Consider the following 24,386-nt stretch of genomic DNA (forward strand, 5'->3'; position numbering starts at 1 on the left):
TGTCATGAACACCACCTCACGCACCCTCTCCCTGACGGCCACCCTCCTCACGGGCACCGTCGCCCTCTACATCACGCTCGTCGCGTTCGGGAACATCACCGACTTCGGTACCAACCAGCAGTTCGTCCGGCATGTCCTCGCGATGGACACGACGTTCAAGGACCACGACCTGATGTGGCGGGCCATCACCTCGCAAGCCCTGCAGGACGCGGCCTACGTCGCGATCATCGTCTGGGAGACGGCCGCCGCGCTGGCCCTGATCGCCGCGACCTGGCTGTGGGCCCGCCGCCACCCGCGCGCCCGGCAGTTCTCCACGCTCGGGCTGCTGATGCTCCTGCTGCTGTTCGGCGCCGGGTTCATCGCGATAGGCGGGGAATGGTTCGCGATGTGGCAGTCCAAGACGTGGAACGGCCTGGACGCGGCCACCCGCGTGATCGTCCTGACCGGCGTCGTCCTCCTGGTGACGCATCTGCCGGGTGCGGCCCCGGCAGATGAACGGTAGAGCCCCCTCAGTCGCCCAAAACCGGCAGCAGCTGCGGCAGATGCCCGTCCGATGCCGCCGCCGCTCGCTGTCGTTCCTCCGGGACCTCGCCGTACAGCGTCGTGCGGGGCTTGGCGGGGCGGCCGGCCGCCTCCGCCACCGCGACGAGCTCCTCGACCGATTTGTAGGAGCCGTACGACGAGCCCGCCATACGGGAGATGGTCTCCTCCATCAGGGTGCCGCCCAGGTCGTTGGCGCCGGAGCGGAGCATCTCCGCCGCGCCCTCCGTGCCCAGTTTCACCCAGCTGGTCTGGATATTGGGGATGTGGGGGTGCAACAGCAGACGCGCCATCGCCGTCACCGCCCGGTTGTCGCGCATCGTCGGGCCCGGGCGTGCGATGCCCGCCAGGTACACCGGCGCGTTCGTATGGACGAACGGCAGCGTCACGAACTCCGTGAAGCCACCCGTCTGCCGCTGGATCGCGGCGAGGGTGCGGAAGTGGCCCAGCCAGTGGCGGGGCTGGTCCACATGCCCGTACATCATGGTGGACGACGAGCGGATGCCCAGTTCGTGCGCCGTCGTCACGACCTCGATCCAGGTCGCCGTCGGCAGCTTGCCCTTCGTCAGGACCCAGCGGACCTCGTCGTCCAGGATCTCGGCCGCCGTACCGGGGATCGTGTCGAGTCCCGCCTCCTTCGCCGCCGTCAGCCACTCGCGGATCGACATCCCGGTGCGTGTGGCGCCGTTGGCCACCTCCATGGGGGAGAAGGCGTGGACGTGCATGCCGGGGACCCGTGACTTGACCGCCTTCGCGATGTCGAAGTAAGCCGTCCCGGGCAGGTCCGGATGGATGCCGCCCTGCATGCACACCTCCACCGCGCCCACGTCCCACGCCTGCTGGGCGCGGTCCGCGACCTGTTCCAGGGAGAGGGTGTACGCGTCGGCGTCCGTGCGGCGCTGCGCGAAGGCGCAGAAGCGGCAGCCGGTGTAGCAGACGTTCGTGAAGTTGATGTTCCGGGTGACGATGTACGTGACGTCGTCGCCGACCGCCGACCTGCGCACGTCGTCCGCCACCCGGCACAGCGCGTCCAGCGCGGGGCCGTCCGCGTGCAGCAGGGCCAGCGCCTCGTCGTCGGTCAGGCGGGTCGGGTCGTCGGCGGCCGTGTGCAGCGCCGACCGTACGTCCGTGTCGATGCGCTCCGGCGCCATTCCCCGGGCAGCCGCCTCGCGCAGCGCCTCCCAGTCGCCGTACACCTCGTCGAAGTCGTTCCGGCGGTCGCCGGTGCGTCCCTCGGTGTCGATCGAGCGGTGCAGGTCCGTACGGCCCCGGTCGGCGAAGACCTCCTCCGGCTCCTGCCAGGGGTGCCCCTCGACGACCGCGTCCTCGCGGGCGAGGCCCGTCTCCGGGTCCGCCAGGGCCCGGAGGTGCGGCAGCAGCCGCGGATCCAGCCACGGCTCACCGCGCCGCACGAACTCCGGGTAGACGCACAGCCGTTCACGCAGCTCGAAGCCCGCCGCGGCGGAGCGCTCGCGCAGCAGCTCGATCTGCGGCCAGGGACGCTCGGGGTTCACATGGTCGATGGTCAGCGGCGAGACGCCGCCCCAGTCGTCGATGCCGGCGCCGATGAGCCGCTCGTACTCGTCGTCGACCAGGTTCGGCGGCGCCTGGAGACAGGCGCTCGGGCCCATGATGTGCCGGGCCACGGCGATCGTGGCGACCAGCTCGTCCAGTTCCGCGTCCGGCATGCCGCGCATCACCGTGTCCGGCTTGGCGCGGAAGTTCTGGATGATCAGCTCCTGGATGCCGTGGTACGCCCGCGCCACCTTCCGCAACGCGAACAGGGACTCCGCGCGCTCCTCGTACGTCTCGCCGATGCCGATCAGCAGCCCGCTGGTGAAGGGCACGGAGGAACGGCCGGCGTCCTCCAGGACACGCAACCGCACGGCCGGTTCCTTGTCGGGGGAGCCGTGGTGGGGGCCGCCCGGCTCGGACCAGAGCCGTTCCGCGGTCGTCTCGAGCATCATGCCCATGCTCGGCGCGACGGGCTTGAGCCGCTGGAAGTCCGTCCAGGACATCACTCCGGGGTTGAGGTGGGGCAGCAGGCCCGTCTCCTCCAGGATCCGGATCGACACGGCCCGTACGTACGCGATCGTGTCGTCGTATCCGTGCGCGTCCAGCCACTCGCGGGCCTCGGGCCAGCGGTCCTCCGGCTTGTCGCCCAGAGTGATCAGGGCTTCCTTGCAGCCCAGGGCCGCGCCCTTGCGGGCGACGTCGAGGACCTCGTCCGGGGACATGAACATCCCGTGCCCGGCCCGGCGCAGCTTCCCCGGGACCGTGACGAAGGTGCAGTAGTGGCACTTGTCGCGGCACAGGCGGGTGAGGGGGATGAAGACGCTCTTGGAGTACGTGATGACCCCGGGCCGGCCGGCGGCCCCGAGGCCCGCGTCACGCACCCTGGCGGCGGACGCGGCGAGGTCGTCGAGGTCGGCGCCGCGGGCCTGGAGGAGCACCGCGGCTTCGGCGGCGTCGAGCGCGACACCGTCACGGGCACGTTTGAGAGCGCGACGCATGGAGTTCTCGGTGGGGCCGGTTCCGGAGGTCGCGGAAGTCGTCATCCCCCGAGCATACGTTTGTGGTGATCAGGTCATACAGGGCGGACATGTGCCGCCGGGACCGGCCGGCCGTTACAGGGTGTCACTGGCCGCGGGGGCCACCTGGTGTTCCGCCGGACGTGGCTCCCGGTCGGCTGGGTGTGGAGAAGAGTTCACGGGTCGGCACCACAGTGGTACGCACCACCACTGCACCACTCCTGTCATCCGACACGCTGGGAGCAGCAGCATGTGCGAGGACGACCACGGCATCGGCAGACGCGCACTGTTCGTGACGGGTGCGGCCGCCGCGCTTACGTTGGGAACCGTGAGCTTCCCCAACGGGCCCGCCGCCGAGGCGGCGGGCAACCAGGAGACGAGGACGGTGCGCGGCACACTGCCCACCGGCTCTCCCGACTTCGTCTATCTCCCCGTCGACGTCCCCGAGGGCGTCCGGGAGATCAAGGTCGCCTACACCTACGACAAGCCGTCCGTCCCGGCCGGCACCGCGGGCAACGCCCTCGACATCGGCATCTTCGACGAGCGCGGCACCGCGCTGGGCGGCAAGGGCTTCCGCGGCTGGTCCGGCGGTGCGCGCAGCGAGTTCTTCGTCCGCGCGGACGACGCGACCCCCGGCTACATCCCGGGCCCGGTGCGCCCCGGCACCTGGCACATCGCTCTGGGCCCGTACACGGTGGCGCCGCAGGGCCTCGCCTACGAGGTCACGATCACGCTCACCTACGGCGAACAGGGCAGGACCCCGGCACCCGTGTACCCGCCGTCCCGGGCGAAGGGCCGAGGCCGCGCTTGGTACCGCGGCGACTGCCATATGCACTCCTGGTACTCGGACGGCCGCCGTACGCCCGCCGAGATCGCGGCGCTGGCGCGGGCCGCGGGCCTCGACTTCATCAACACCTCGGAGCACAACACCCACTCCTCGCACGCCCACTGGGCCGACCAGGCGGGCGACGACCTGCTGATCCTGCTGGGCGAGGAGGTGACGACACGCAACGGCCACGTGGTGGCGCTGGGGACCGAACCCGGCACGTTCGTCGACTGGCGCTACCGGGCGCGCGACAACCGCTGGGCCCGGTACGCCCGGGACATCCGCAGGGCGGGCGGCCTGGTCGTCCCGGCCCATCCGCACGCCACCTGCGTCGGCTGCGGCTGGAAGTTCGGCTTCGCCGAGGCGGACGCGGTCGAGGTGTGGAACGGCCCCTTCACACCGGACGACGAGGCGACGCTGGCGGAGTGGGACAACACGCTGGTGGCGTCGGTCCGGGAGGGCCGCGCGAAGTGGCTGCCGGCGATGGGCAACAGCGACGCGCACCGCGACCCCGACGCGATCGGCAGCCCGCAGACGGTGGTTCTCGCCGAGGACCTGACCCGGGAGGCCGTCCAGGAGGGCATCCGCGCGGGCCGCTCGTACGTGGCCGAGTCGAAGAACGTCTCGCTGACCTTCACGGCGTCGGGCAGCCGCGGCGAACACGCGGGCATCGGCGAGCGGTTGCGGGTGGGCCGTGACACCCCGGTCACGGTCCGTCTGGAGGCGCAGGGGGCACCGCGCTGCACGATCCGTTTCGTCACCGACCAGGGCGTGCTTTTCACCAGCGATCCGCTGCCGGTGTCCGGGACGGGCTCGGCCGAGTGGCACACCACGGCGGCGTACGCGGCGTACGTACGGGCGGAGCTGCGCCACGAGGCGGCGGTGGGACCGGTGCCGGGGGTGCCGGCCGCGTTCACGAACCCGATCTTCCTGGGCGAGGGGTGAGGCAGGCGCCCACGGGGCCCGGCGGAGGGTTTGCGACACTGCGTGCATGACCTCGCCACGGGCCCCGAGAGGAGCAAGGGACCATGTCAGGTGACTCCGACCTCAAGTACCGAGCCGTCACTGCGTTCCAGCGCCGCGTCGTCAATCCGGTGCTGCGCCGTCTGCCGTTCCAGACGGCCCTGGAGACGACGGGCCGCGTCTCCGGCCTGCCCCGCCGGACCCCCGTGGGCGGGCGCCGCGTCGGGGACTCGTTCTGGCTGGTCTCCGAACACGGCGAAAGGTCCCAGTACATCCGCAACATCCGGGCGAATCCGCGCGTCCGGGTGCGCCTCGGAGGACGCTGGCACACCGGCACGGCCCACCTGCTCGCGGACGACGACCCCCGGGCCCGGCTGGGGACGCTGCCCCGTCTGAACAGCGCAGCCGTACGGGCGCTGGGAACGAGGCTGCTCACGGTGCGGGTGGACCTGGACGGCTGAGCCCGTGCCGGTCCGTCGCCCTCACCCCGGCCAGACGATCGCCTGGAGCTCGCTGTACGCGTGCAGGGCGTACGAGCCGACGTCCCGGCCGACGCCGCTCTTCTTGAAACCGCCGAACGGGGCCTCCATGTTGCGGCCTACGGTGTTCACGCCGACGCCGCCCGCCCGCAGCCGGCCGGCCACCCGGAAGGCGCGGGCCACGTCCCCGGACCAGACGTAGTCGATCAGGCCGTAGTCGGTGTCGTTGGCGAGGGCGACGCCTTCCTCCTCGGAGTCGAAGGGGACGACCACGACTACGGGACCGAAGATCTCCTCTCGGACCACCCGCATGTCGGGGGTGCAGTCCGCGAGGAGGGCGGGGGCGACGTAGAAGCCGCGGTCGTACGGCGGGCGTTCGCCGCCGGCTGCCAGCCGCGCGCCCTCCTTGCGGCCCAGTTCGACATAAGCCTCCACGCGGTCCCGGTGGGCCGCCGAGATCACCGGGCCCACCACCGTGCCCCGCTCACGCGGATCCCCGACCGGCAGGCGGCGGGCGTATGCCGCCAGTTGGGACACCAGACGGTCGTACACGCCCCGTTGCGCGATCACCCGGGTCGGCGCGGTACAGATCTGCCCGCTGTAGAAGGAGAACGTCGTGCCGATCCCGGCCACCGCCGCGTCCAGGTCGGCGTCGTCGAAGACGAGGGCCGCGCCCTTGCCGCCCAGCTCCATCAACTGCCGTTTCATGGACCGGCCGCATGCCTCGGCGATGCGCTGCCCGACCGCCGTGGAGCCGGTGAAGCTCACCATGTCGACGTCCGGCGAGTCGACGGCCGCCTCGCCGGTCTCCGGGCGCGATCCGCTCACCACGTTCACGACGCCCGGCGGCGCGCCGGCCGCCTCGAGCGCCTCCGCCATGCGGTAGACCGACAGCGGGTCCTGGGGCGCGGGCTTCACCACCACCGTGTTGCCCATGGCCAGCGCGGGCGCGACCTTGCCGGCCGGGTTCGCCCACGGATTGTTGTACGAGGTGATGCAGGTGACCACGCCGACCGGCCGGCGGACCGCGAGCGCACCCATGACGGCGGCCGGGCCGAACGGCCCCGCCTCGTTCACCTGCGGCGGCAGCGGCTGCTCCACCGGCTCCACGCGCGCGTACCGCCGGAACCGGGCCACGGCGACCCCGACCTGCATCCCGCGCGCAGTGCCGGTGGTGGCGCCGCTCTCCGCCTGCGCCAAGTCGGCGTACGGCACGAGATTGTGCTGCATCAGGTCCGCCGCGCGGGCGAGGACGGCCGCCCGTTCCTCCGGTGTCGTCCGCGACCAGGGCCCGAAGGCCTCTCGGGCGGCGGCGGCCGCCGCGCGCACCTGGTCCGTCGAGGCCTCCGGCGCCCATCCGACGGCCTGTTCGGTCGCCGGGTCGACGACCTCGTAGTGGCCCCCGTCGGGATCGACCCATGCGCCGCCGACGAACAGCCGCTGCCGCTCGCTCATGTGGTGCTCACCGACCTGGTGTCCCGCCCGGAGCGCAGCACCCGGCCCGGCACGGCGCCGGTCACCACATCGTCCCGCAGGGCCTCGACACCGTTGACCCACACGGCCCGCACCCCGATCGCCCGGGAATCCAGCCGGGGGCTCTCCCCCGGCAGGTCGTGCACCAGGGTGGCCCGCCCGGCGTCGATCCGCTCCGGGTCGAACAGGACCAGGTCCGCGTGGAAGCCCTCCCGCACCCGGCCGCGCTCCCGCAGCCCGAACAGCTGCGCGGGGTCGTCGGTCAGCATCTTCACGGCCCGCTCCAGCGGCACCAGCTTCCGGCCGCGCAGACAGTCCCCGAGGAACCGGGTCGTGTAAGGGGCCCCGCACATGCGGTCCAGATGGGCGCCCGCGTCCGAGCCGCCGAGGAGCACGTCCTCGTGGCGCCAGGTCTCTGCCCGCAGAGCCCAGGATTCCGGGTCGTTGTCGGTGGGCATGGGCCACAGGACCGTCCGCAGGTCGTCGTCGGCGCAGATCTCGACCAGGCACTGGAAGGCGTCCTGGCCGCGTTCGGCCGCGATGTCCCGCACCACCCGCCCGGTCAGGCCCTCGTTCGCGGGGCTGTAGGTGTCCCCGATGACGTACCGGCCGAAGTTCGCCAGGCGCCGGAAGACACCCGCCTCCCTGGATCCGGCGTGCCGCAGCATCTCGGCGCGGACCTGTGGATCGCGCAGTTTCGCGATCCGCTCGGGCACCGGCAGTGCGAGGACCGGGCCCCATCCGGGGATCAGGTTCAGCGCGCAGAAGGTGCCGAGCGACATGTTCATCGGCGTCAGGATCGGCATGGTGAGGGCCACCACACGTCCGCCCGCCTTCCGGGCGCGCTCGCTCGCGGCCAGCTGGCGCGGCACACGCTCCGGGACGGCCGCGTCGATCGTCAGGACGTTCCAGTTCAGCGGCCGTCCCGCTGCCGCGCTCATCTCCACGAGCAGGTCGATCTCGGCGTCGCTGAACTGGTCCAGGCAGCCCGCGACGATCGCCTCGATCTGCGTACCCTCGTGCTCGCCCACGGCCCGGGCGAGCGCCAGCAGTTCCGCCGGCCGCGCGTGCCGGGAGGCGACCGGGTTCCCGTCGCCGTCGGAATGCGTGGACGACTGGGTGGTGGACAGACCCCAGGCGCCCGCGTCCATGGCCTCGTGGAGGAGCCGGAGCATGGTGTCCAGCTGCTCGCCCGTCGGCTGCCCACCGATCGCGGCGGGACCCATCACATGGCGCCGCACCGCGCAGTGCCCCACCATGAACCCGGCGTTGACGGCGATCCGGCCCTCCAGGGCGTCCAGGTACTCCCCGAAGGTGTGCCAGTTCCAGGGCGCCCCCTCCTCCAGGGCGACCAGGGACATCCCCTCCACCTTGGACATCATGCGCCGGGTGTAGTCGGCGTCCTCGGGGCGCGCGGGGTTGAGCGGCGCGAGCGTGAACCCGCAGTTGCCGGCTGCGACCGTGGTGACCCCGTGGTTCAGGGAGGGGGTCGCGTACGGGTCCCAGAACAGCTGGGCGTCGTAGTGGGTGTGCGGGTCGACGAAGCCGGGGGCGAGGACGAGGCCGGTCGCGTCCTCGCGCGTACGGGAGTCCTCGGTGACCGAGCCGATCGTGGCGATCCGGCCGTCCCGCAGGCCGACGTCCGCCGTGTACGCGGGGGCTCCCGTCCCGTCCACAACGGTCGCACCCTTGAAGACGTGATCAAGCATGGTGCTTGCCTCCTTGAGCTCCGGCGCGATGGACGTACCTAAGGGGCGCGGGGAACTGCGCGGGGAACTGCGCGGTCGACCACGACGGCGTCGCAGTCGCCACACAGCCCACGCCCCGTCGCCGATCAGGCACCCTGGCGGAACCGCGAGGTACGGTGCACCGGGTCCGTGTCGATCTTCGGGATCACGTGCTCGCCGATGAGCCGGATCGTCTGCAGCGTCTCCTCCTTGGGGATCCCCACCGGCAGCCCGAAGCTGAGCTGGTCGGCCCCCGCCTGCTCCCACCGCTTGCACTGGGTGAGCACCTCGTCGGGGTCGCCGCAGATGAGCAGCTCCTCCTCGATGAGCAGTTCCAGGAATTCCTCGGTGTACCGGGGGAGCGTCTCGGGCCAGACTGGGAAGCCCTCGGGGCGCGGGAAGGTGTCGTGGTAGCGGAAGACGAGGGACGGCAGATAGTGCAGCCCGCCGTTCACCGCAATCCGTATCGCCTCCTCGTGGGTGGGCGCGCAGACGGCGGTGGTCGTCACCATCACGTTGTCGTTGACGAAGTCCCCGATGGGTTCGGCATCCACGATCGCCGTCTTGTACTGCTCCAGGACCCACTCCATGTCGGAGACCTTCTGCACGCTGAAGCCGAGCACCCCGAGGCCCTTCCTGGCGGCCATGGCGTACGAGGGCGGGGACCCCGCGGCGTACCACATGGCGGGGTGCGAGGCCCCGTACGGCTTGGGGAGCACCTTGCGCGGCGGCAGCGACCAGTGCTTGCCCTGGAAGCCGGGGTACTCGTCCTGGAGCCACATCTTCGGGAACTCGGCGATGGTCTCCTCCCAGATCTCCTTGGTGTGGTTCATGTCGGTGATGCCGGGCAGGAAGCCGAGGATCTCGTGGGAGCCGGCCCCGCGTCCGCTGCCGAACTCGAAGCGGTTCCCGGTGAGGTGGTCGAGCATGGCGACCTTCTCGGCGACCTTCACCGGGTGGTTGACCTGGGCCAGCGGGTTGAAGATCCCGGAGCCGAGGTGGATGCGCTCGGTGGCGTGGGCGAGATAGCCGAGGAAGACGTCGTTGGCGGAGAGGTGCGAGTACTCCTCCAGGAAGTGGTGCTCGGACGCCCAGGCGTACTTGAAGCCGGACTTGTCCGCCTGGATGACGTACTCGGTCTCCTCCATCAGCGCCTTGTGTTCCGCGAGCGGGTCGGTCTCGGCCCGCTTGCCCACGTATCCCTGTACAAAGAGCCCGAATTCCAAGGAGGTTCACCGTCCCCACGACCTCTGATCTGACGCAACGTCAGATTTATTTTGCCGCCGACTGTGGCACCGGCCGGTTGCACCGTCAATAGCTGACGTACCGTCAGATGACGCTGACACCCGCCAGCCATCCGCCGTCGATCACGAACGGCTGCCCGGTGATGTAGGAGGAGTCCTCCGAGGTCAGGAAGAGGGCGAGCCGCGCCACTTCCTCCGGCCGCCCGATCCGGCCGAGCGGCACGAGCCCGCGGTACAGCTCGTCCAGGGCTCCCGCGGTCTCCTGGAGGTCCGCGTCCGGGTCCAGCCGGGCCGGGTTGGACATCGGGGTGTCGATGGCGCCGGGGCACATGGCGTTGACACGGACGCGCTGCCGCGCCAGCTCGATCGCGGCCACCCGGGTGAGCCCGAGGATGGCGTGCTTGGTCGCCGCGTACGTCCCCACGGCCGCCATCCCGGTCATCGCCGTGTACGAGGCGGTGTTGACGATGGTGCCCCCGCCCGCGGCCGCGATCTGCGGTGCCACGGCCCTGATCCCGAGGAAGCAACCGACCTGATTGACGCGCACGACGTGCATGAACTCATCGAGAGGCGTGTCGACCAGGGAGTTGAACCGCAGGATCCCGGCGTTGTTGACCAGCCCGTCGATCCGCCCGTGGGCTCCCTGCGCGGCGGTCACGGCCGCGGCCCAGTCGGTCTCGCACGCCACGTCGAGGTGGACGTATCTCTGGCCCAGTTCCTTGGCCAGCGCCTCCCCCTGCTCGTCGAGCACGTCCGCGAGGACGACCCGGGCGCCCTCCGCCGTGAACAGCCGGGCCTCCTGCTCGCCCTGTCCGCGCGCCGCGCCGGTGACGATGACGACGCGCCCGTCCAGCTTGCCCATGGGTCTCCTCAGTCCAGCAGGGGGGCGACCTCCGCCCCGAACGCCGTTATCTGGTCGATGAGTTCGCTGCGGCTGCGGCTGCGGAACCGCACCTGGATCTGGTGGACGCCCATCGCGCGGTACGCCCGCAGCGACTCGGCGACCGCCTCCGGAGTACCCCTGACCGTGCGCCGCCCGACGTCCCAGCCCGGCTCGCCGACGTACAGCGGCTCGGTGATGGCGCCGACGGTGAAGGGGGCCCCGATGCCCGCCTGGGCCCTCAGCTCCCGGAGCCGGGCGATCTGGGCGGGCAGCCGGTCCCGGGGATCGCCCTGGGGCAGCCAGCCGTCGCCCTTCAGCGCCGCCCGGCGCACGGCGGCAGGTGAGGAGCCGCCCACCCAGAGCGGCACGCGGGGCTGGGCGGGCCGGGGCCGCTGCCCGAGTCCGGCGAAGTCGTACAGCTTCCCGTGGTGCTCGGGGAACTCCTCCGGCCCGAGTGCCGCCCGCAGGGCCTCGATCGTCTCGTCGAGCACCGCGCCCCGCTGCCGGAAGTCCACCCCCAGCGCCTCGAACTCCTCCCGCACATGCCCGGCGCCCACCCCGAGGACGAGTCGGCCGCCGGAGAGATGGTCCAGGGTCGCGTACTGCTTGGCCGTGGCCAGCGGATGGCGCAGGCCCACTATCGCGACATGGCTGAGCAGCCGAATGCGTGCGGTGACGGCCGCGAGGTGGGCGAGGGTGGCGACGGGGTCGTACCAGACCGTGCTCATGGCGGGCGCGAGGCGGGTGGGGACGGCGACGTGGTCGCAGCACGCGATGTAGTCGAACCCGCCGCGCTCGGCGGCCCGCGCGACCGCGACGAGGTCCTCCGGCCCCGCCCCGGCCTCCCAGCCCTCGGCGTAGATCGTGCTCTGGGACTGCACGGGCAGCTGCATCCCGTACCGCAGGGACCCGCTCAACGGGCACCACCCGGCCCGGCCCACAGGCCGCCCTCCGTCAGCCCCAGCAGTTCGATGGCGTTGCGGCGGACGATCCGCTCCACCACGTCGGCCTCCAGATGCCCCATCTGCGCCTCGCCGACCTCCCGCGACCTCGGCCAGGTGGAGTCGGAGTGGGGGTAGTCGGTCTCGTAGAGCACGTTGTGGACCCCGATGGCGTCCAGGTTCCGCAGGCCGAAGGCGTCGTCGAAGAAGCAGCCGTAGACATGGCGGGCGAAGAGCTCGGACGGCGGGCGGTGGACCTTGTCGGCGACCTGGCCCCAGGCGCGGTTCTCCTTCCAGACGACGTCCGCGCGCTCGAGGATGTAGGGGATCCACCCGATCTGGCCCTCGGCGTACATCACCCTGAGGTTGGGGAAGCGCTCGAACTTGCCGCTCATCAGCCAGTCGACCATCGAGAAACAGCAGTTGGCGAAGGTGATGGTGGAGCCGACGGCCGGCGGGGCGTCCGCGGACGTGGAAGGCATCCTGCTGCTGGAGCCGATGTGCATCGCGATGACGGTGCCGGTCTCGTCGCAGGCGGCCAGGAAGGGGTCCCAGTCGTCGGTGTGGATCGACGGCAGCCCCAGGCGCGGCGGGATCTCGGAGAACGCCACGGCGCGGACACCGCGTTCCGCGTTGCGCCGCACCTCGGCGGCGGCGAGCCGGGCGTCCCACAGGGGAACGAGGGTGAGGGGTATGAGACGGCCCTGCGCCGGCGGCCCGCACCATTCCTCCACCATCCAGTCGTTGTACGCCTGGACGCACAGCAGCCCGAGCTCGCGGTCCTTGGCCTCCGTGAAGGTCTGGCCGCAGAAGCGCGGGAAGGTGGGGAAACAGAGGGCGGACTGGACGTGGTTGACGTCCATGTCGGCGAGCCGCTGCGGGACGTCGTACGAGCCCGGGCGCATCTGCCCGTAGGTGATGATCTCCAGCTTGATCTCGTCCCTGCTGCAGCCGACGGCGGTGTCCAGGCGGGTCAGCGGCCGGTGCAGGTCCTCGTACACCCACCAGTCGCCGAGCGGGCCCTCGTCGCCGGGAGCGCCCATGACAGGGGCGAACCTGCCGCCGAGGAACGTCATTTCCTTCAGGGGCGCCCGGACGATGCGCGGACCGACGTCCCGGTACTTCCTCGGGAGCCGGTCCTGCCAGACGTCAGGGGGCTCCACCGTGTGGTCGTCGACCGAGATGATCCGCGGGAGGGCGCCGTTGGTCCGTGAGGTCTCCATGCCGGTCACGGTAGCGCTGATCTGACGGATCGTCAGCTAACCTGCGGCCCTACCGGCCCGGAGCGGTTGGGGAGAGCATGTGTGGGCCTTGTGATGCACCGTACGGCTGCCTGTGATCGGTGTCTCCCACGGCTGACGCATCCGCCATGAACAAGGCAAACTGGCCTCTTGGTTGTGGACGGTTCGGCAGGGGGCCAGGGGGCAGCGATGGACGGTGTACCGCGAGTACCGGAGCAGCGGGGTCCCGAGGAATCGGCGGCGCTGCGCTTCGGTGTGCTCGGCCCGGTGCGCGCCTGGCGCGGGGAGGAGCTGCTGGCCACGGGGTCGCCGCAGCAACGCGCCCTGCTGGCCGCTTTGCTGCTGCGGGAGGGCCGTACGGCGACGGCGTCCGAGCTGATCGACGCGCTGTGGGGCGACGAGCCGCCGCCGCGGGCGCTGGCGGCCGTGCGCACCTACGCCTCCCGGCTGCGGAAGGTCCTCTCCGCCGGGACGCTGGTCAGCGAGTCGGGCGGATACGCGGTGCGGCTGCGGAACGCCCGCACCCTGGACCTCGCCGCGGCGCAGGAGATGGCCGCGGAGGCGGAGAAGGCCCGGAACTCCGGAGATCTCTACCACGCCCGGCAGGTGCTGAACGAGACGCTGGCGCTGTGGGACGGCGAGACGCTGGCGAGCGTGCCCGGCCCGTACGCGGAGACGCAGCGCACCCGCCTGGAGGAGTGGCGCCAGCAACTCCTGGAGTCCCGACTCGACATGGACCTGGAGCAGGGCTGCCACGCGGAGGCGGTCTCGGAGCTGACCGCGCTGACGGCGGCGCACCCGCTGCGCGAGCGGCTGCGGGAGCTGCTGATGCTGGCGCTGTACCGGTCCGGCCGCCAGGCCGAGGCGCTGGCGGTGTTCGCGGACACGCGCCGTCTGCTCCTCGATGAGCTCGGGGTCGATCCCGGCCCGACCCTCCAGGAGCTCCAGCAGCGGATCCTGCGGGCGGACCCGGCGCTCGCGGAACCGTCGGCTCCGGCGCCGGAGCCGACGTCCGTGCCGGTCCGTCCCGCCCAACTTCCCGCCACCGTGCCCGACTTCACGGGCCGGACGGCCTTCGTCGCCGAACTGAGCGAGGTGCTGGCATCGGCCGAGGGCCGGGTGATGGCGGTCTCGGCCCTCGCGGGCATCGGGGGCGTCGGCAAGACGACCCTCGCCGTACACGTGGCCCATCAGGCCCGCAGTGCGTTCCCCGACGGCCAGCTGTATGTGGACCTCCAGGGCGCGGGCCAGCGGGCGGCGGAGCCGGAGACGGTCCTCGGGTCGTTCCTGCGGGCCCTGGGCACGGCCGACTCGGCGATCCCGGACACGCTGGAGGAGCGGGCGGCGCTGTATCGCTCGGTCCTGGACGGCCGGCGCGTCCTGGTCCTGCTGGACAACGCGAAGGACGCGGCCCAGGTGCGCCCGCTGCTACCGGGCACGGAGGGCTGCGCGGCCCTCGTCACCTCCCGGGTGCGCATGGTGGACCTGGCGGGCGCCCATCTGGTGGACCTGGACGTGATGTCCCCGGAGGAGGCCTTGCAGCTCTTCACGAAGATCGTGGGCGAGGAGCGGGTCGCCTCGGAGCGCGAGGCCGCCCTGGACGTCGTGGCGGCGTGCGGCTTCCTGCCGCTGGCGATCCGCATCGCCGCGTCCCGGCTGGCGGCCCGCCGCACCTGGACGGTCTCCGTCCTGGCGGCGAAGCTGGCCGACGAGCGCCGCCGGCTGGACGAACTGCAGGCCGGGGACCTGGCGGTGAAGGCCACCTTCGAGCTGGGCTACGGCCAGCTGGAGCCTGCCCAGGCTCGCGCGTTCCGCCTCCTCGGTCTGGCCGACGGCCCGGACATCTCCCTGGCCGCGGCGGCGGCGGTCCTCGACCTCCCCCTGGAGGACACGGAGGACCTGCTGGAGTCCCTGGTCGACACGTCCCTGCTGGAGTCGGCGGCACCGGGCCGTTACCGCTACCACGACCTGGTCCGGCTCTACGCGCGCGCCTGCGCGGAGCGGGACGAGCTCCCGCCGAGCGAGCGGGACGCGGCGATGTCGCGGCTGCTGGACTTCTACCTGGCCACGGCGGCGGAGGGCTATGCGATCGAGCGGCCCGGGGACCGGCTCGTGGACCACCTGGAGCCGACGAACACACCGGGTCTGAAGTTCGCGAACCGTCAGGCCGCCCGGGACTGGCTGTACTCGGAGGCCGTACGGCTGCTCGCCTGCGTTCGGCAGTCGGCCGAGGCGAAAACGCTGCGGCGGGCCATCGACCTGCTGTGGGCATCCGTCGACCTGGCCGAGTCCGGCGCCAACGCCAAGGAGTACGAGGCGGCGGCCATGACCCTGCGGGACGCCGCACGGGCGACCGGTGACCTGCGCTCCGAGGGACGGGCCTCCGTCGTGCTGAGCAACGCGCGACTGTTTTCTGGAGACTTCGACCGGGCGTACAGCGAGGCGAGGGAGGCACTGCAGCTGGCCGAGGCCGCCGACGATCCGCTGCCTTCCTGCTGGGCGGCGAACATCCTGGGAAGCATCGCGTTCTACCAGAACCGTTACACGGACGCCGAGGGGTATTTCAGCCAGGCCATCGAGCGGTTCCGCGGCTGCGGTGACCTCGCCGGGTCCGCGAGCCCGCTGTGCAACCTCTCACGCATCCATCTCGCCACCGGGCGTGCGGACAGTGCCGTCGTGCTCGCCCGCCAAGGCACGGACATCTACCAGACGTTGGGACACACCCTCCGGGGAGCCAACGGGCGCTACGCCCTGGGTATGGCGCTCGGCAAGACGGGGCAGAGCACGGCCGCCACCTCGCAGCTGGAAGAGGCGCTGCGGGTCTTCCGCGACAGCCGACAGCGGCTGTGGGAGGGAATGACCCTCTGCCGCCTCGCGGAGGTCGACCTGGACGCTCTCAAGCCGGCGCGGGCCGCGGGCCACGCCGAGATGGCGCTCACGGTGCTGCGCGGCATCGGAGGCGAGTGGCGTCGTGGTCATGTCCTCACCGTGCTGGGCAAGGCGTTGAACGGCATAGGCCACTCCGGGCGAGCGCAGGTCTGCTGGCGCGAGGCACTCGAGATCTACGAGCAGCTGGACTCGCCGGAGGCCCTGGAGGTGCGCAAACTCCTCAGGCCGATCGTGGCCGCCTGAAGGCAGGCCGCGGCGTTCATCGTTCGTTTATCGCGGCACGGCAGTCTCTCTCTTGTCGATCCGTCGCGTCGGGGGGCAGACGGACCGCCGGTGAAGGTCGCCTGCGCTGAACGGTTTAAGGTGGGCGACCCAAGTGGCCCACCCGGACACCACGGGGGAGTGACCGGGTGGGCCCTCGACAGTTCCGCACGGTTCCACCTAGGGGAGGAAGCGCCATGAGCAGCACCGAGAACGACCCGATCGTCAAGCCGGACAACACCCACGTCACCGACGCTCCGGCGGGCGACGACGTCAAGCCGCTGAACACGCACGTCACCGACGTGAACGGCGGCACCGAGACCACTCCGGACAACACCCATGTGACGTCCGAGCCCAACTAGACCTTCCTCCCGAACGGGGATCGGCCGCGACGGCGCGGAGGGGAGCCGTCGCGGCCGAGGTGCGTCCGGGGGTGCCCCTTCACTCCGGCAACGGCAGAAGGGCGAGGCCATCGGGAGTCGCTCACCCGTGAGCAACCGGCGCCGGGAGTACGACCCGGACGAAACCCATGTTGTCGGCCGGCCTGACCGTGCCCGGGCACGAGTACGTGTACGTCCTCCAGGTCACCGCCTGGCCTCGGGGACCTGGCCGCTAGCGCGAGCACCCCCGCAGTTCCCCCTTCACCACCTTGCCGCTCGCGTTCCGCGGCAGCTCGGCCACGAACTCCACCACTCGCGGCACCTTGTAGTTCGCCATCTCCCGGCGGGACCAGGCGATCAGATCGTCGGAGGTCAGGACCGCACCCGGGCGGCGCACCACATACGCCTTCCCCACCTCGCCCAGACGGGCGTCGGGTACGCCGATCACCGCGACCTCCGCCACCTCCGGGTGCAGGCCGAGGAGTTGCTCTATCTCCGCCGGGTACGCGTTGAAGCCGCCCACGATGAACATGTCCTTGATCCGGTCCGTGATGCGGAGGTTGCCCGCCGCGTCCAGTACGCCCACGTCACCGGTGCGCAGCCAGCCGTCCGGAGTCAGGACCTCCGCCGTGGCCGTCTCGTCCTCGAAGTAGCCCCGCATGACGTTGAAGCCGCGCACCAGCACCTCTCCCGGGACACCCGGACCCAGTGGTTCGCCCTGCGCGCCGGCCACCCGTACCTCCGTCCCCGGGATCGCCCGGCCCGACGTGGTGGCGATCACCGAGGGCTCGTCCCCCCTGCGGCACATCGTGACGAAACCGCTCGCCTCGGACAGGCCGTACGCCGTCAGGACGGTCTCCACGCCGAGTTCGCCGCGCAGACGCTCCACCAGCCGGAGCGGGATAACCGCCGCGCCCGTCACCACCAGGCGCAGCGCGGAGAGATCGTGGGCGTCCCGGGACGGGTGGTCGAGCAGGGACTGGTGCAGCGTCGGCGGGCCCGGGAGGACCGAGACCCGCTCCGCCGCGATGTTGGCGAGCGCCGTCTCCACGCCGAACACCGGCTGCGGGATCATCGTCGCGCCCCGCATCAGACAGGCCAGGACTCCCGCCTTGTAGCCGAACGTGTGGAAGAAGGGGTTGACGATGAGGTAGCGGTCGCCGCGCCTCAGACCCGCCAGGTCCGTCCAGATCCCGTATGCCCTCAGTGTCTGGCCGTGCGTGATCACCGCACCCTTGGGGCGGCCCGTCGTGCCCGAGGTGAAGATGATGTCGCAGGGGTGCGCACCGGTCAGGGTCGCCGCGCGCGCCCGCACTTCCGGCTCCCCGACGCCCTCCCCGCTCGCCAGGAAGTCCTTCCAGGTCCGGAAGTCGGCCGGGGCGTCGTCCGCGAGGACCACCACCTGCTCCAGGTGCGAAAGGCCCGGCAGGGGCCCGTCCCCGGCCCCCTGCCCCGCCGCCCGGCGCAGCGACGCCACGTACGAGGTCCCCAGGAAGGTGCCCGTCACGAACAGCAGCTTCGCCCGGCTCCGTTCCAGGACGTACGCGGCCTCCGTGCCCTTGAAGCGTGTGTTGAGCGGGACCAGGACCGCGCCCGCCGACACCGCGCCCAGCGCCGAGACGATCCAGTCCAGGGTGTTCGGCGCCCAGATCGCCACCCGGTCGCCGACGCCCAGGCCGTTCGCGAGGCAGGCCGCCGCCGCGCGTTCCACACGGGCGCCCAGTTCGGCGTACGAGACCCGGGTGCGGCCCTCGACGACCGCTTCGACGTCGCCGTAGCGACGGGCCGCGCTCCGCACCAGCCCCGGAATGCTGCCCCACTCCACGTCACCGCGCACAGAGACCTCCCCGAACCTACCCCCGCCACCACGTAGCTGACTGTCCGTCAGATTAGCTGTAGCCTGACGACCTGTCAGCCGCCGGACGTCCACGCGGAGGGGTGCACCATGGCAACGGCAGGGGCAACGGCGGGGCTCAAGGACGCCACCGCCATCGTCGGCATCGGACAGACCGCCTTCGCCAGACACCTCCCCGAGCCGGAGAAGACACTGGCCTGCCGGGCCGTTCTCGCCGCCCTCGACGACGCCGGGATCGCGCCGGGCGAGGTCGACGCGCTCGCCTCGTACACCATGGAGGAGACCGACGAGGTCGAGGTCGCCAAGGCCCTGGGCCTCGGTGACCTCACCTTCTTCAGCAAGGTCGGCTACGGGGGCGGAGGCTCGTGCGCCACCGTCGCGCACCTCGCGGCCGCCATCGCCACCGGACAGGCGACCGTCGGCGTCGCCTGGCGGTCGCGCAAACGCGGCAGCGGGCCCCGGCCCTGGCGGAACACGGCCGCCCAACTGCCCACTCCCGCCCAGTGGACCCGCCCCTTCGGGCTGCTCAGGCCGGTCGACGAGATCGGCATGCTGGCCCGCCGCTACATGCACGAGTACGGGGCGTCCAGGGACCATCTGTTCAATGTCGCCCTGGCCTGCCGGAACCGGGCCAACCAGAACCCCGCCGCGATCATGTACGAGCGGCCCCTGACCCGGGACATGTATATGACCTCCCGCTGGATCAGCGAGCCCCTCTGCCTCTTCGACAACTGCCTCGAGACGGACGGGGCGCTCGCCTGCGTGGTCGTCTCCGCCGAACGCGCCCGCGACTGCCGGCACCGGCCCGTGTACGTCCACTCCGCCGCCCAGGGGCTCCCCTCCCAGCACCACGGCATGGTCAACTACTGGAACGACGACCCGCTCACCGGCCCGGCCTGGACGGCTGCCCGGCACCTGTGGAAGCACGCCGATCTCACACCGGACGACATCGACGTCGCCCAGATCTACGACGCGTTCACCGCCCTCATACCACTGTCCCTGGAGGGATACGGCTTCTGCGGCAGGGGCGAGGGCGGGCCGTTCACCGAGGGCGGCGCGCTGGAGATCGGTGGCCGGCTGCCCATCAACACCGGGGGCGGCGGTCTGTCCGAGGCGTACGTCCACGGCTTCAACCTCGTCAACGAGGGCGTGAAGCAGCTGCGAGGGACCAGTACCGCCCAAGTCCCGGGCGCCGCCGCCTGTCTGGTCACCGCCGGCGAAGGAGTCCCCACCTCCGCACTCCTGCTGAGGAGCTGAGCCATGTCCGACACCCTCCTGACCCCCGTCCACGACGAGGACGGCGCCCCCTTCTGGGCCTACGCGGCCCGGGGCGAGCTGCGCGTCCAGGTCTGCGCCGACTGCGGCGAACCGCGCTTCCCCCCGCGCCCCTGCTGCCCGCGCTGCCGGTCGTTTGCGAACGCGTGGCGGCGGATGAGCGGCAAGGGGCGGATCTGGTCGTATGTCGTCCCGCATCCCCCGCTGCTGCCCGCGTACGCGGCGCAGGCGCCGTACAACGTGATCGTGGTGGTGCTGGCGGAGGCGCCGCGCATCCGGATGGTCGGGAACCTCGTCACCGGCCCGGACGCACCCCTGGACTCGGTGCCCCCCGACCGGATCCGCATCGGTACGAAGGTGCAGGTCGTCTTCGGCGGGGACGGAATGCCCCGGTGGGTTGCGGAGCGGTCGTGAGCGGCGGGCTGCGCATCGCCGCCGACCAGGACACCGGCGTCGCGGTCGTCACCCTGGACCGGCCGGCGAGACTCAACGCCATCGACCTGGAGACCGCCTCCGAACTCTCCGCTTACTGGCGCGCGTTGCGCTTCGACGACTCCGTACGGGCCGTCGTCCTCACCGGCGCGGGCGAGCGGGCCTTCTGCACCGGCCTCGACCGGACGGCCCACGTGCGGCAGCCCAACTCGCCGTACATGGTGGACGATCCGCTGCTCCGGATCGGCCCCAAGGCGAACGACCTGTGGAAGCCGGTGATCGCCGCCGTGCGAGGAATGGCCTGCGGCGGGGCGTTCTACCTGCTCGGCGAGAGCGAGTTCATCGTCGCGGACACCACGGCGACCTTCTTCGACCCGCACACCGCGTACGGAATGGTCAGCGCGTACGAGTCCGTCTACATGGCGCACCGGATGCCCCACGGGGAGGCGGCCCGTATGGCGCTCATGGGCACCGACGAGCGGATCTCCGCGCGGCGGGCGTACGAGATCGGCCTGGTGTCCGAACTCACCGAACCGGGCGACGCGTTGGAGGCCGCCGTACGCTGCGCCGCCGTCATCGCCTCCTGTCCGCCGGAGGGCGTCCAGGGCACCGTGCGGGCACTGTGGGCGGCGAAGGAGGCGGCCCGCTCGGCGGCCTTCGCGCAGGCACCCCCGCTCATCGCGCTCGGGAACCTGCCGGCCGAGCGGCAGGCGGAGCTGTTCGCCGGGCGGCGCAGGGGCGGGTTCCGGGTGCGGTAGCCGAAGACCGGGACCTCGGCCACCGTATGGCACGGAACGACCACGGGGCGTAGCGTCTGGGGTGACGGCCGTCGTCCGGCGCCCCTTCCGTTCGGCCCGGCGCGACGGCCGTCCTGGCTCTTGAGGCTCAGGCCGTCCGCGCCGTTCCCGTGCCCTTCTCCGCGTCGAGGGCGTACACACAGCGGTCCTTGCTGCACGCGTACACCACGCCGTCCTTCACCACCGGGGCGCCGGTGATCTCGCCACCGGTCGCCAGTTTCCAGCGCAGCCGGCCGTCGTCCGCCTTCAGCGTGTACAGCAGATGGTCCGTGGAGCCGAAGTGGATGCGGCCCTCCGACACCGCCGGGGAGCCCACGATGTCGCCGCCCGCCTGGAAGCGCCACTTCGGGGTGCCGGTGACCGCGTCCAGGGTGTACAGCCCCTTGCCGCTGCCGACGTGGACGTGCCCCGCGGCCACCAGGACCGGGTCGATCGCCGCCCGCGCCTCCGTCGCGATGCGCCAGCGGTCGCGGCCGTCGGTGGCGTCCAGGGCGTACACCGTGCCCAGGTAGTCCGCCAGGTAGATGCCGCCGCCCGTCACCGCGGGACCCGGCACGAAGGCCGGCGGGCACAGGAACACCGCGGGCGCCTCGAAGTGCCAGCGCACCATGCCGCTCGCCACCTCGATGGCCAGGACCCGGGCGCCCGCCGAGACGTACACGTAGCCGTCGGGCGCCTGCGTCAGGCGCACGGGCACACCGCCGCAGGACGCCGCGTCCCCGATCGGGTACGACCAGCGCTCGTCGCCCGTACGCGCCTCCAGGGCCCGCAGCCGGGCGTCCTTCCACACGTACACCGTGCCGTCCTGGACCAGCGGTCCGGCCTCCGGCGCCTCGAAGTCCGTCTGGGCCCCGGTGATCTCCCACAGCTTCTGGCCGTTCGACGCCTCCCAGGCCTGGACGCCGCCGCCGCGGGTGCCGGTGACGACCGTGCCTCGGTCGGCCTTGAGGGAGTACACCCAGCCGTCCATGGACAGCCGCCACAGGTCGCCGCCCTCGCGGGCGTCCAGGGCGAGGAGCGTGGGGCCGTCGGAGGCGTGGATACGGCCGTCCGCGACAGCCATGGACCAGGCCACGTCCCGCGTCTTGAAGCGGCGGCGGCCCGTCGCCACGTCCAGGGCGTGCACCTCGAAGGAGGTGACGTAGACGAGGTCGTCGGCGACCGTCGGAGTGCCCCAGACGTCGTTCGACATGCGAAAACGCCAGGGGCGCCAGCCGGAGGCCGCCTCCGGGGGCACGGACGGCGGCGGGACCGCGGGCACGGCTGCGGCCGCGCCGTTGGCCCCGGCGCCCGGCCGGGACCAGGACGCCACGAGGCCCGCCTCCGGGGGCGGCGCCTTCACCGCCGCGGCCCGGGCGTCGGCGACACGCGGCCCGGGACCGATCGGCACGGACGCGCCCGCGAGCCGCACCGGACCGGAGTCGGGCCCGCCGACCGGCACCGGCACCGGGTCGTGCGACGGCGGAGGAGGCACCGGGGGGCGCCCGCCCCCGCCACTGCGGCCGCCGGAGGAGGGCGGCTTCGCCGGGGGCCGCCCGCCTCGGCGCGCCTCGATCAGGCCGACCGCCTTCTCCGGCAGCCAGGCCGACGCCGTACCGCTGTCGTCGGAGCCCGAGCCGAAGAGGTGGGGCGCGAGCTGGGCCTGAAGGTCGGCCGGATTGGGGCGGGAGGTGGCCTCCATCTGCATGCAGGACTCGATGAGCGGGCGCAGCTCGTCCGGCAGCCCGGACAGGTCCGGGCCCTCCCGCAGCAGCATGAAGACGGTCTCGACGGGGTTGGCGCCGTGGAAGGGCGGATGTCCGGTGGCCGCGAAGACGAGCATCGAGCCGAGCGAGAAGACATCGCTCGCGCCGGTCACGCTGCGCGAGTCCTTCGCCTGCTCGGGGGACATGTAGGCGGGCGTGCCGACGGCGACGTTGGTCATCGTCAGACGTGTGTTCGATACACCGGAGGCGATGCCGAAGTCGATCACCCGGGGGCCGTCCTCGACGACGAGGACGTTGGAGGGCTTGAGGTCCCGGTGGACCAGGCCCGCCCCGTGAATGGACTGCAGCGCCTCCGCAACGCCCGCGGCCAGCCAGCGCACCGCCTGGGCCGGCAGCGGCCCGCACTCGGTCACTATTTCCTCGAGGGAGGGCGCGGGCACGTACGCGGTGGCCAGCCACGGCACGGCCGCCCGCGGGTCGGCGTCGACCACGGCAGCCGTGTAGAAGCCGGAGACCGCCCGCGCGGCCTCGACCTCACGCGTGAAGCGCACCCGGAACAGCTGGTCCTCGGCCAGCTCCGTGCGCACCGTCTTGATCGCCACGCGCCGGCCCGACGCCGAGCGCGCGAGATAGACCAGCCCCATGCCGCCGGCTCCGAGCCGTCCCAGCACCTCGAACGGCCCGATCCGCCGCGGATCGTGCTGCGTCAGCTGATCCACCACTTGCCTGCCACCTCCCCGTACGGGTCGCGTCGTGCGCCTTGTGCACGCGACCCCGTGCAGCGTCTCACCACCGCACCGCCGCGGCGGCACGCAACCCCGATTCTTCCTGTCCGGGCGCGCTGAGGCTAACCCGGGGGCGGAACGGGGTGTCTTTGGACAAAACCATGCCAGACGGGGGTACGGGAAACGGACGCCCGCATGATGGAACGCCGGCGGCGCCCCGGAAGCGGCTGGCGGCGGTGACCCCACGCGCCTCTCCCGTGGGCAGCACTCCCCATTTGCAGTCGGCCGAATCGCGCTTCGATCACCCCTCGGTAAGCTGACGGCATGACAGGACAAGTGCGTACCGTCGACGGCCGCGTGGCCGGTCGACGCGGGCAGGCAACCCGGCAGAAGCTGCTGGACTGCCTCAGCGAGATGCTCAGCTCCTCGCCTTACCGGGACGTCAAAGTCATTGATGTCGCCCGGAAGGCGGGGACGTCACCGGCGACCTTCTACCAGTACTTTCCGGACGTCGAAGGCGCCGTACTGGAAGTCGCCGAGGAAATGGCCACGCACGGCGCCGCGTTGACCGAGTTGCTCGAGGGCCGCTCGTGGGTCGGCAAGGCGGGCTGGCAGACGGCGCAGGAACTCGTGGACGGCTTCCTGGAGTTCTGGCGCAAACACGAGGCGATCCTGCGCGTCGTCGATCTGGGCGCGGCCGAGGGCGACAAACGGTTCTACAAGATCCGCATGAAGATCCTCAACTCGGTGAACAACTCCCTCGCGGATGCGATCGCCGACCTCCAGGCCAAGGGCAGGGTCGACAAGGACGTGAACCCGGCGGCCGTGGCCGGTGCGCTGGTGGCGATGCTCGCGTCCGTGGCCTCCCATCAGAAGGGCTTCCAGTCCTGGGGCGTCAAGCAGGCCGAACTCAAGCCGAATCTCGCGCTGTTGGTACACCTGGGCGTCACCGGGAAGAAGCCGACGAAGTAGTACGCGGGGAAGTACGCGCCGGGGCACTGGTGCGGGCGCGTCCGGTCCTGTCGGCTCGGCCGCTCCAGGCTCAAGTTCTGTCATGCGGGCGGTGGTTCACTCCGGTGGGCCACCGCCCGTTGCTCATGCCGGGGCGCGGGTGCATCATGCGCTCCGGGCATCAGGCGCGGGTGCATCATGCGCTCCGGGCATCAGGCGCGCGTGCATCAGACGCGCGTGCATCAGACGCGCGTGCATCAGACGCGC

Annotated in this window: 18 protein-coding genes; 9 read left to right on the plus strand and 9 right to left on the minus strand. The window is 71.8% G+C overall.

What is annotated here, in order from left to right; genetic code table 11:
* Positions 1-4: 4 nt before the first annotated feature.
* A complete protein-coding gene (locus AAW14_RS22270) occupies positions 5-502 on the plus strand; it encodes a DUF2165 domain-containing protein (protein WP_265565679.1) in 498 nt (165 codons plus the stop codon).
* A gap of 7 nt (positions 503-509) precedes the next feature.
* Here the strand turns inward: AAW14_RS22270 and AAW14_RS22275 are convergent, their stop codons facing one another.
* On the minus strand, positions 510-3,098 hold the full coding sequence (locus tag AAW14_RS22275) for a bifunctional FO biosynthesis protein CofGH (RefSeq protein ID WP_265565680.1): 2,589 nt from the start codon (positions 3,096-3,098) through the stop codon (positions 510-512).
* Between the two features lie 223 nt (positions 3,099-3,321).
* Between AAW14_RS22275 and AAW14_RS22280 the strand changes: the two genes are divergently transcribed.
* Both AAW14_RS22280 and AAW14_RS22285 read left to right on the plus strand, forming a co-directional pair.
* Complete coding sequence (locus AAW14_RS22280) at positions 3,322-4,842, plus strand: CehA/McbA family metallohydrolase (RefSeq protein WP_265565681.1); 1,521 nt, start codon at positions 3,322-3,324, stop codon at positions 4,840-4,842.
* A gap of 83 nt (positions 4,843-4,925) precedes the next feature.
* The gene (locus AAW14_RS22285) at positions 4,926-5,321 is read left to right on the plus strand and encodes a nitroreductase family deazaflavin-dependent oxidoreductase (RefSeq protein WP_265565682.1); all 396 of its coding nucleotides are present in this window, start codon (positions 4,926-4,928) and stop codon (positions 5,319-5,321) included.
* A gap of 21 nt (positions 5,322-5,342) precedes the next feature.
* Here AAW14_RS22285 and AAW14_RS22290 read toward each other — a convergent pair whose 3' ends face one another.
* From AAW14_RS22290 to AAW14_RS22315, 6 genes are all read right to left on the minus strand, one after another.
* Positions 5,343-6,794 carry an aldehyde dehydrogenase family protein gene (locus AAW14_RS22290; RefSeq protein WP_265565683.1) on the minus strand — a complete coding sequence of 484 codons (1,452 nt, stop codon included), beginning with the start codon at positions 6,792-6,794 and terminating at the stop codon, positions 5,343-5,345.
* Positions 6,791-8,521 carry an N-acyl-D-amino-acid deacylase family protein gene (locus AAW14_RS22295; RefSeq protein WP_265565684.1) on the minus strand — a complete coding sequence of 577 codons (1,731 nt, stop codon included), beginning with the start codon at positions 8,519-8,521 and terminating at the stop codon, positions 6,791-6,793. Before AAW14_RS22295 ends, AAW14_RS22290 begins: the two co-directional genes overlap by 4 nt.
* Before the next feature lie 125 nt (positions 8,522-8,646).
* Positions 8,647-9,765, minus strand: coding sequence for an LLM class flavin-dependent oxidoreductase (locus AAW14_RS22300; RefSeq protein ID WP_416223352.1), 1,119 nt, complete (start codon positions 9,763-9,765; stop codon positions 8,647-8,649).
* Between the two features lie 103 nt (positions 9,766-9,868).
* Positions 9,869-10,645, minus strand: coding sequence for an SDR family NAD(P)-dependent oxidoreductase (locus tag AAW14_RS22305; protein WP_265565685.1), 777 nt, complete (start codon positions 10,643-10,645; stop codon positions 9,869-9,871).
* 8 nt (positions 10,646-10,653) lie between these two features.
* Positions 10,654-11,559, minus strand: coding sequence for an LLM class F420-dependent oxidoreductase (locus tag AAW14_RS22310; RefSeq protein WP_265565709.1), 906 nt, complete (start codon positions 11,557-11,559; stop codon positions 10,654-10,656).
* Between the two features lie 20 nt (positions 11,560-11,579).
* The gene (locus tag AAW14_RS22315; protein WP_265565686.1) at positions 11,580-12,830 is read right to left on the minus strand and encodes an amidohydrolase family protein; all 1,251 of its coding nucleotides are present in this window, start codon (positions 12,828-12,830) and stop codon (positions 11,580-11,582) included.
* A 207-nt stretch (positions 12,831-13,037) separates the two neighbouring features.
* Between AAW14_RS22315 and AAW14_RS22320 the strand changes: the two genes are divergently transcribed.
* Both AAW14_RS22320 and AAW14_RS22325 read left to right on the plus strand, forming a co-directional pair.
* Complete coding sequence (locus AAW14_RS22320) at positions 13,038-15,980, plus strand: AfsR/SARP family transcriptional regulator (RefSeq protein WP_265565687.1); 2,943 nt, start codon at positions 13,038-13,040, stop codon at positions 15,978-15,980.
* A gap of 215 nt (positions 15,981-16,195) precedes the next feature.
* Positions 16,196-16,360: a hypothetical protein gene (locus AAW14_RS22325; RefSeq protein WP_265565688.1), complete on the plus strand. Its 165-nt coding sequence runs from the start codon at positions 16,196-16,198 to the stop codon at positions 16,358-16,360.
* Between the two features lie 250 nt (positions 16,361-16,610).
* Here AAW14_RS22325 and AAW14_RS22330 read toward each other — a convergent pair whose 3' ends face one another.
* A complete protein-coding gene (locus AAW14_RS22330) occupies positions 16,611-18,215 on the minus strand; it encodes a FadD3 family acyl-CoA ligase (RefSeq protein WP_265565689.1) in 1,605 nt (534 codons plus the stop codon).
* 108 nt (positions 18,216-18,323) lie between these two features.
* On the opposite strand from AAW14_RS22330, the gene AAW14_RS22335 reads away from it, so the two are divergent.
* From AAW14_RS22335 to AAW14_RS22345, 3 genes are read left to right on the plus strand one after another with little or no spacing between them, the layout of a single operon-like run.
* Positions 18,324-19,490, plus strand: a complete 1,167-nt coding sequence (locus AAW14_RS22335) for a lipid-transfer protein (protein WP_265565690.1) — start codon at positions 18,324-18,326, stop codon at positions 19,488-19,490.
* 3 nt (positions 19,491-19,493) lie between these two features.
* On the plus strand, positions 19,494-19,922 hold the full coding sequence (locus AAW14_RS22340; RefSeq protein WP_265565691.1) for a Zn-ribbon domain-containing OB-fold protein: 429 nt from the start codon (positions 19,494-19,496) through the stop codon (positions 19,920-19,922).
* Positions 19,919-20,698, plus strand: coding sequence for an enoyl-CoA hydratase/isomerase family protein (locus AAW14_RS22345; protein WP_265565692.1), 780 nt, complete (start codon positions 19,919-19,921; stop codon positions 20,696-20,698). Before AAW14_RS22340 ends, AAW14_RS22345 begins: the two co-directional genes overlap by 4 nt.
* 127 nt (positions 20,699-20,825) lie before the next feature.
* On the opposite strand, the gene AAW14_RS22350 is transcribed toward AAW14_RS22345, so the two are convergent.
* Positions 20,826-23,165 (minus strand): PQQ-binding-like beta-propeller repeat protein, encoded by a 2,340-nt coding sequence (locus tag AAW14_RS22350; protein ID WP_265565693.1) that lies wholly within the window; start codon positions 23,163-23,165, stop codon positions 20,826-20,828.
* Between the two features lie 327 nt (positions 23,166-23,492).
* Between AAW14_RS22350 and AAW14_RS22355 the strand changes: the two genes are divergently transcribed.
* Positions 23,493-24,140: a TetR family transcriptional regulator gene (locus tag AAW14_RS22355; protein WP_265565694.1), complete on the plus strand. Its 648-nt coding sequence runs from the start codon at positions 23,493-23,495 to the stop codon at positions 24,138-24,140.
* Positions 24,141-24,386: the final 246 nt, after the last annotated feature.

Origin of the sequence: Streptomyces hygroscopicus (assembly GCF_026168105.1) — a bacterium.
Lineage (GTDB): Bacteria > Actinomycetota > Actinomycetes > Streptomycetales > Streptomycetaceae > Streptomyces > Streptomyces hygroscopicus_D.

Coding starts and splice junctions, on each gene's coding strand:
- AAW14_RS22305 (WP_265565685.1), bottom strand. CDS start 10,645: ATGGGCAAGCTGGACGGGCGCGTCGTCATCGTCACCGGCGCGGCGCGC.
- AAW14_RS22325 (WP_265565688.1), top strand. CDS start 16,196: ATGAGCAGCACCGAGAACGACCCGATCGTCAAGCCGGACAACACCCAC.
- AAW14_RS22280 (WP_265565681.1), top strand. CDS start 3,322: ATGTGCGAGGACGACCACGGCATCGGCAGACGCGCACTGTTCGTGACG.
- AAW14_RS22315 (WP_265565686.1), bottom strand. CDS start 12,830: ATGGAGACCTCACGGACCAACGGCGCCCTCCCGCGGATCATCTCGGTC.
- AAW14_RS22270 (WP_265565679.1), top strand. CDS start 5: ATGAACACCACCTCACGCACCCTCTCCCTGACGGCCACCCTCCTCACG.
- AAW14_RS22275 (WP_265565680.1), bottom strand. CDS start 3,098: ATGACGACTTCCGCGACCTCCGGAACCGGCCCCACCGAGAACTCCATG.
- AAW14_RS22320 (WP_265565687.1), top strand. CDS start 13,038: ATGGACGGTGTACCGCGAGTACCGGAGCAGCGGGGTCCCGAGGAATCG.
- AAW14_RS22335 (WP_265565690.1), top strand. CDS start 18,324: ATGGCAACGGCAGGGGCAACGGCGGGGCTCAAGGACGCCACCGCCATC.
- AAW14_RS22355 (WP_265565694.1), top strand. CDS start 23,493: ATGACAGGACAAGTGCGTACCGTCGACGGCCGCGTGGCCGGTCGACGC.
- AAW14_RS22290 (WP_265565683.1), bottom strand. CDS start 6,794: ATGAGCGAGCGGCAGCGGCTGTTCGTCGGCGGCGCATGGGTCGATCCC.
- AAW14_RS22285 (WP_265565682.1), top strand. CDS start 4,926: ATGTCAGGTGACTCCGACCTCAAGTACCGAGCCGTCACTGCGTTCCAG.
- AAW14_RS22340 (WP_265565691.1), top strand. CDS start 19,494: ATGTCCGACACCCTCCTGACCCCCGTCCACGACGAGGACGGCGCCCCC.
- AAW14_RS22295 (WP_265565684.1), bottom strand. CDS start 8,521: ATGCTTGATCACGTCTTCAAGGGTGCGACCGTTGTGGACGGGACGGGA.
- AAW14_RS22310 (WP_265565709.1), bottom strand. CDS start 11,559: ATGCAGCTGCCCGTGCAGTCCCAGAGCACGATCTACGCCGAGGGCTGG.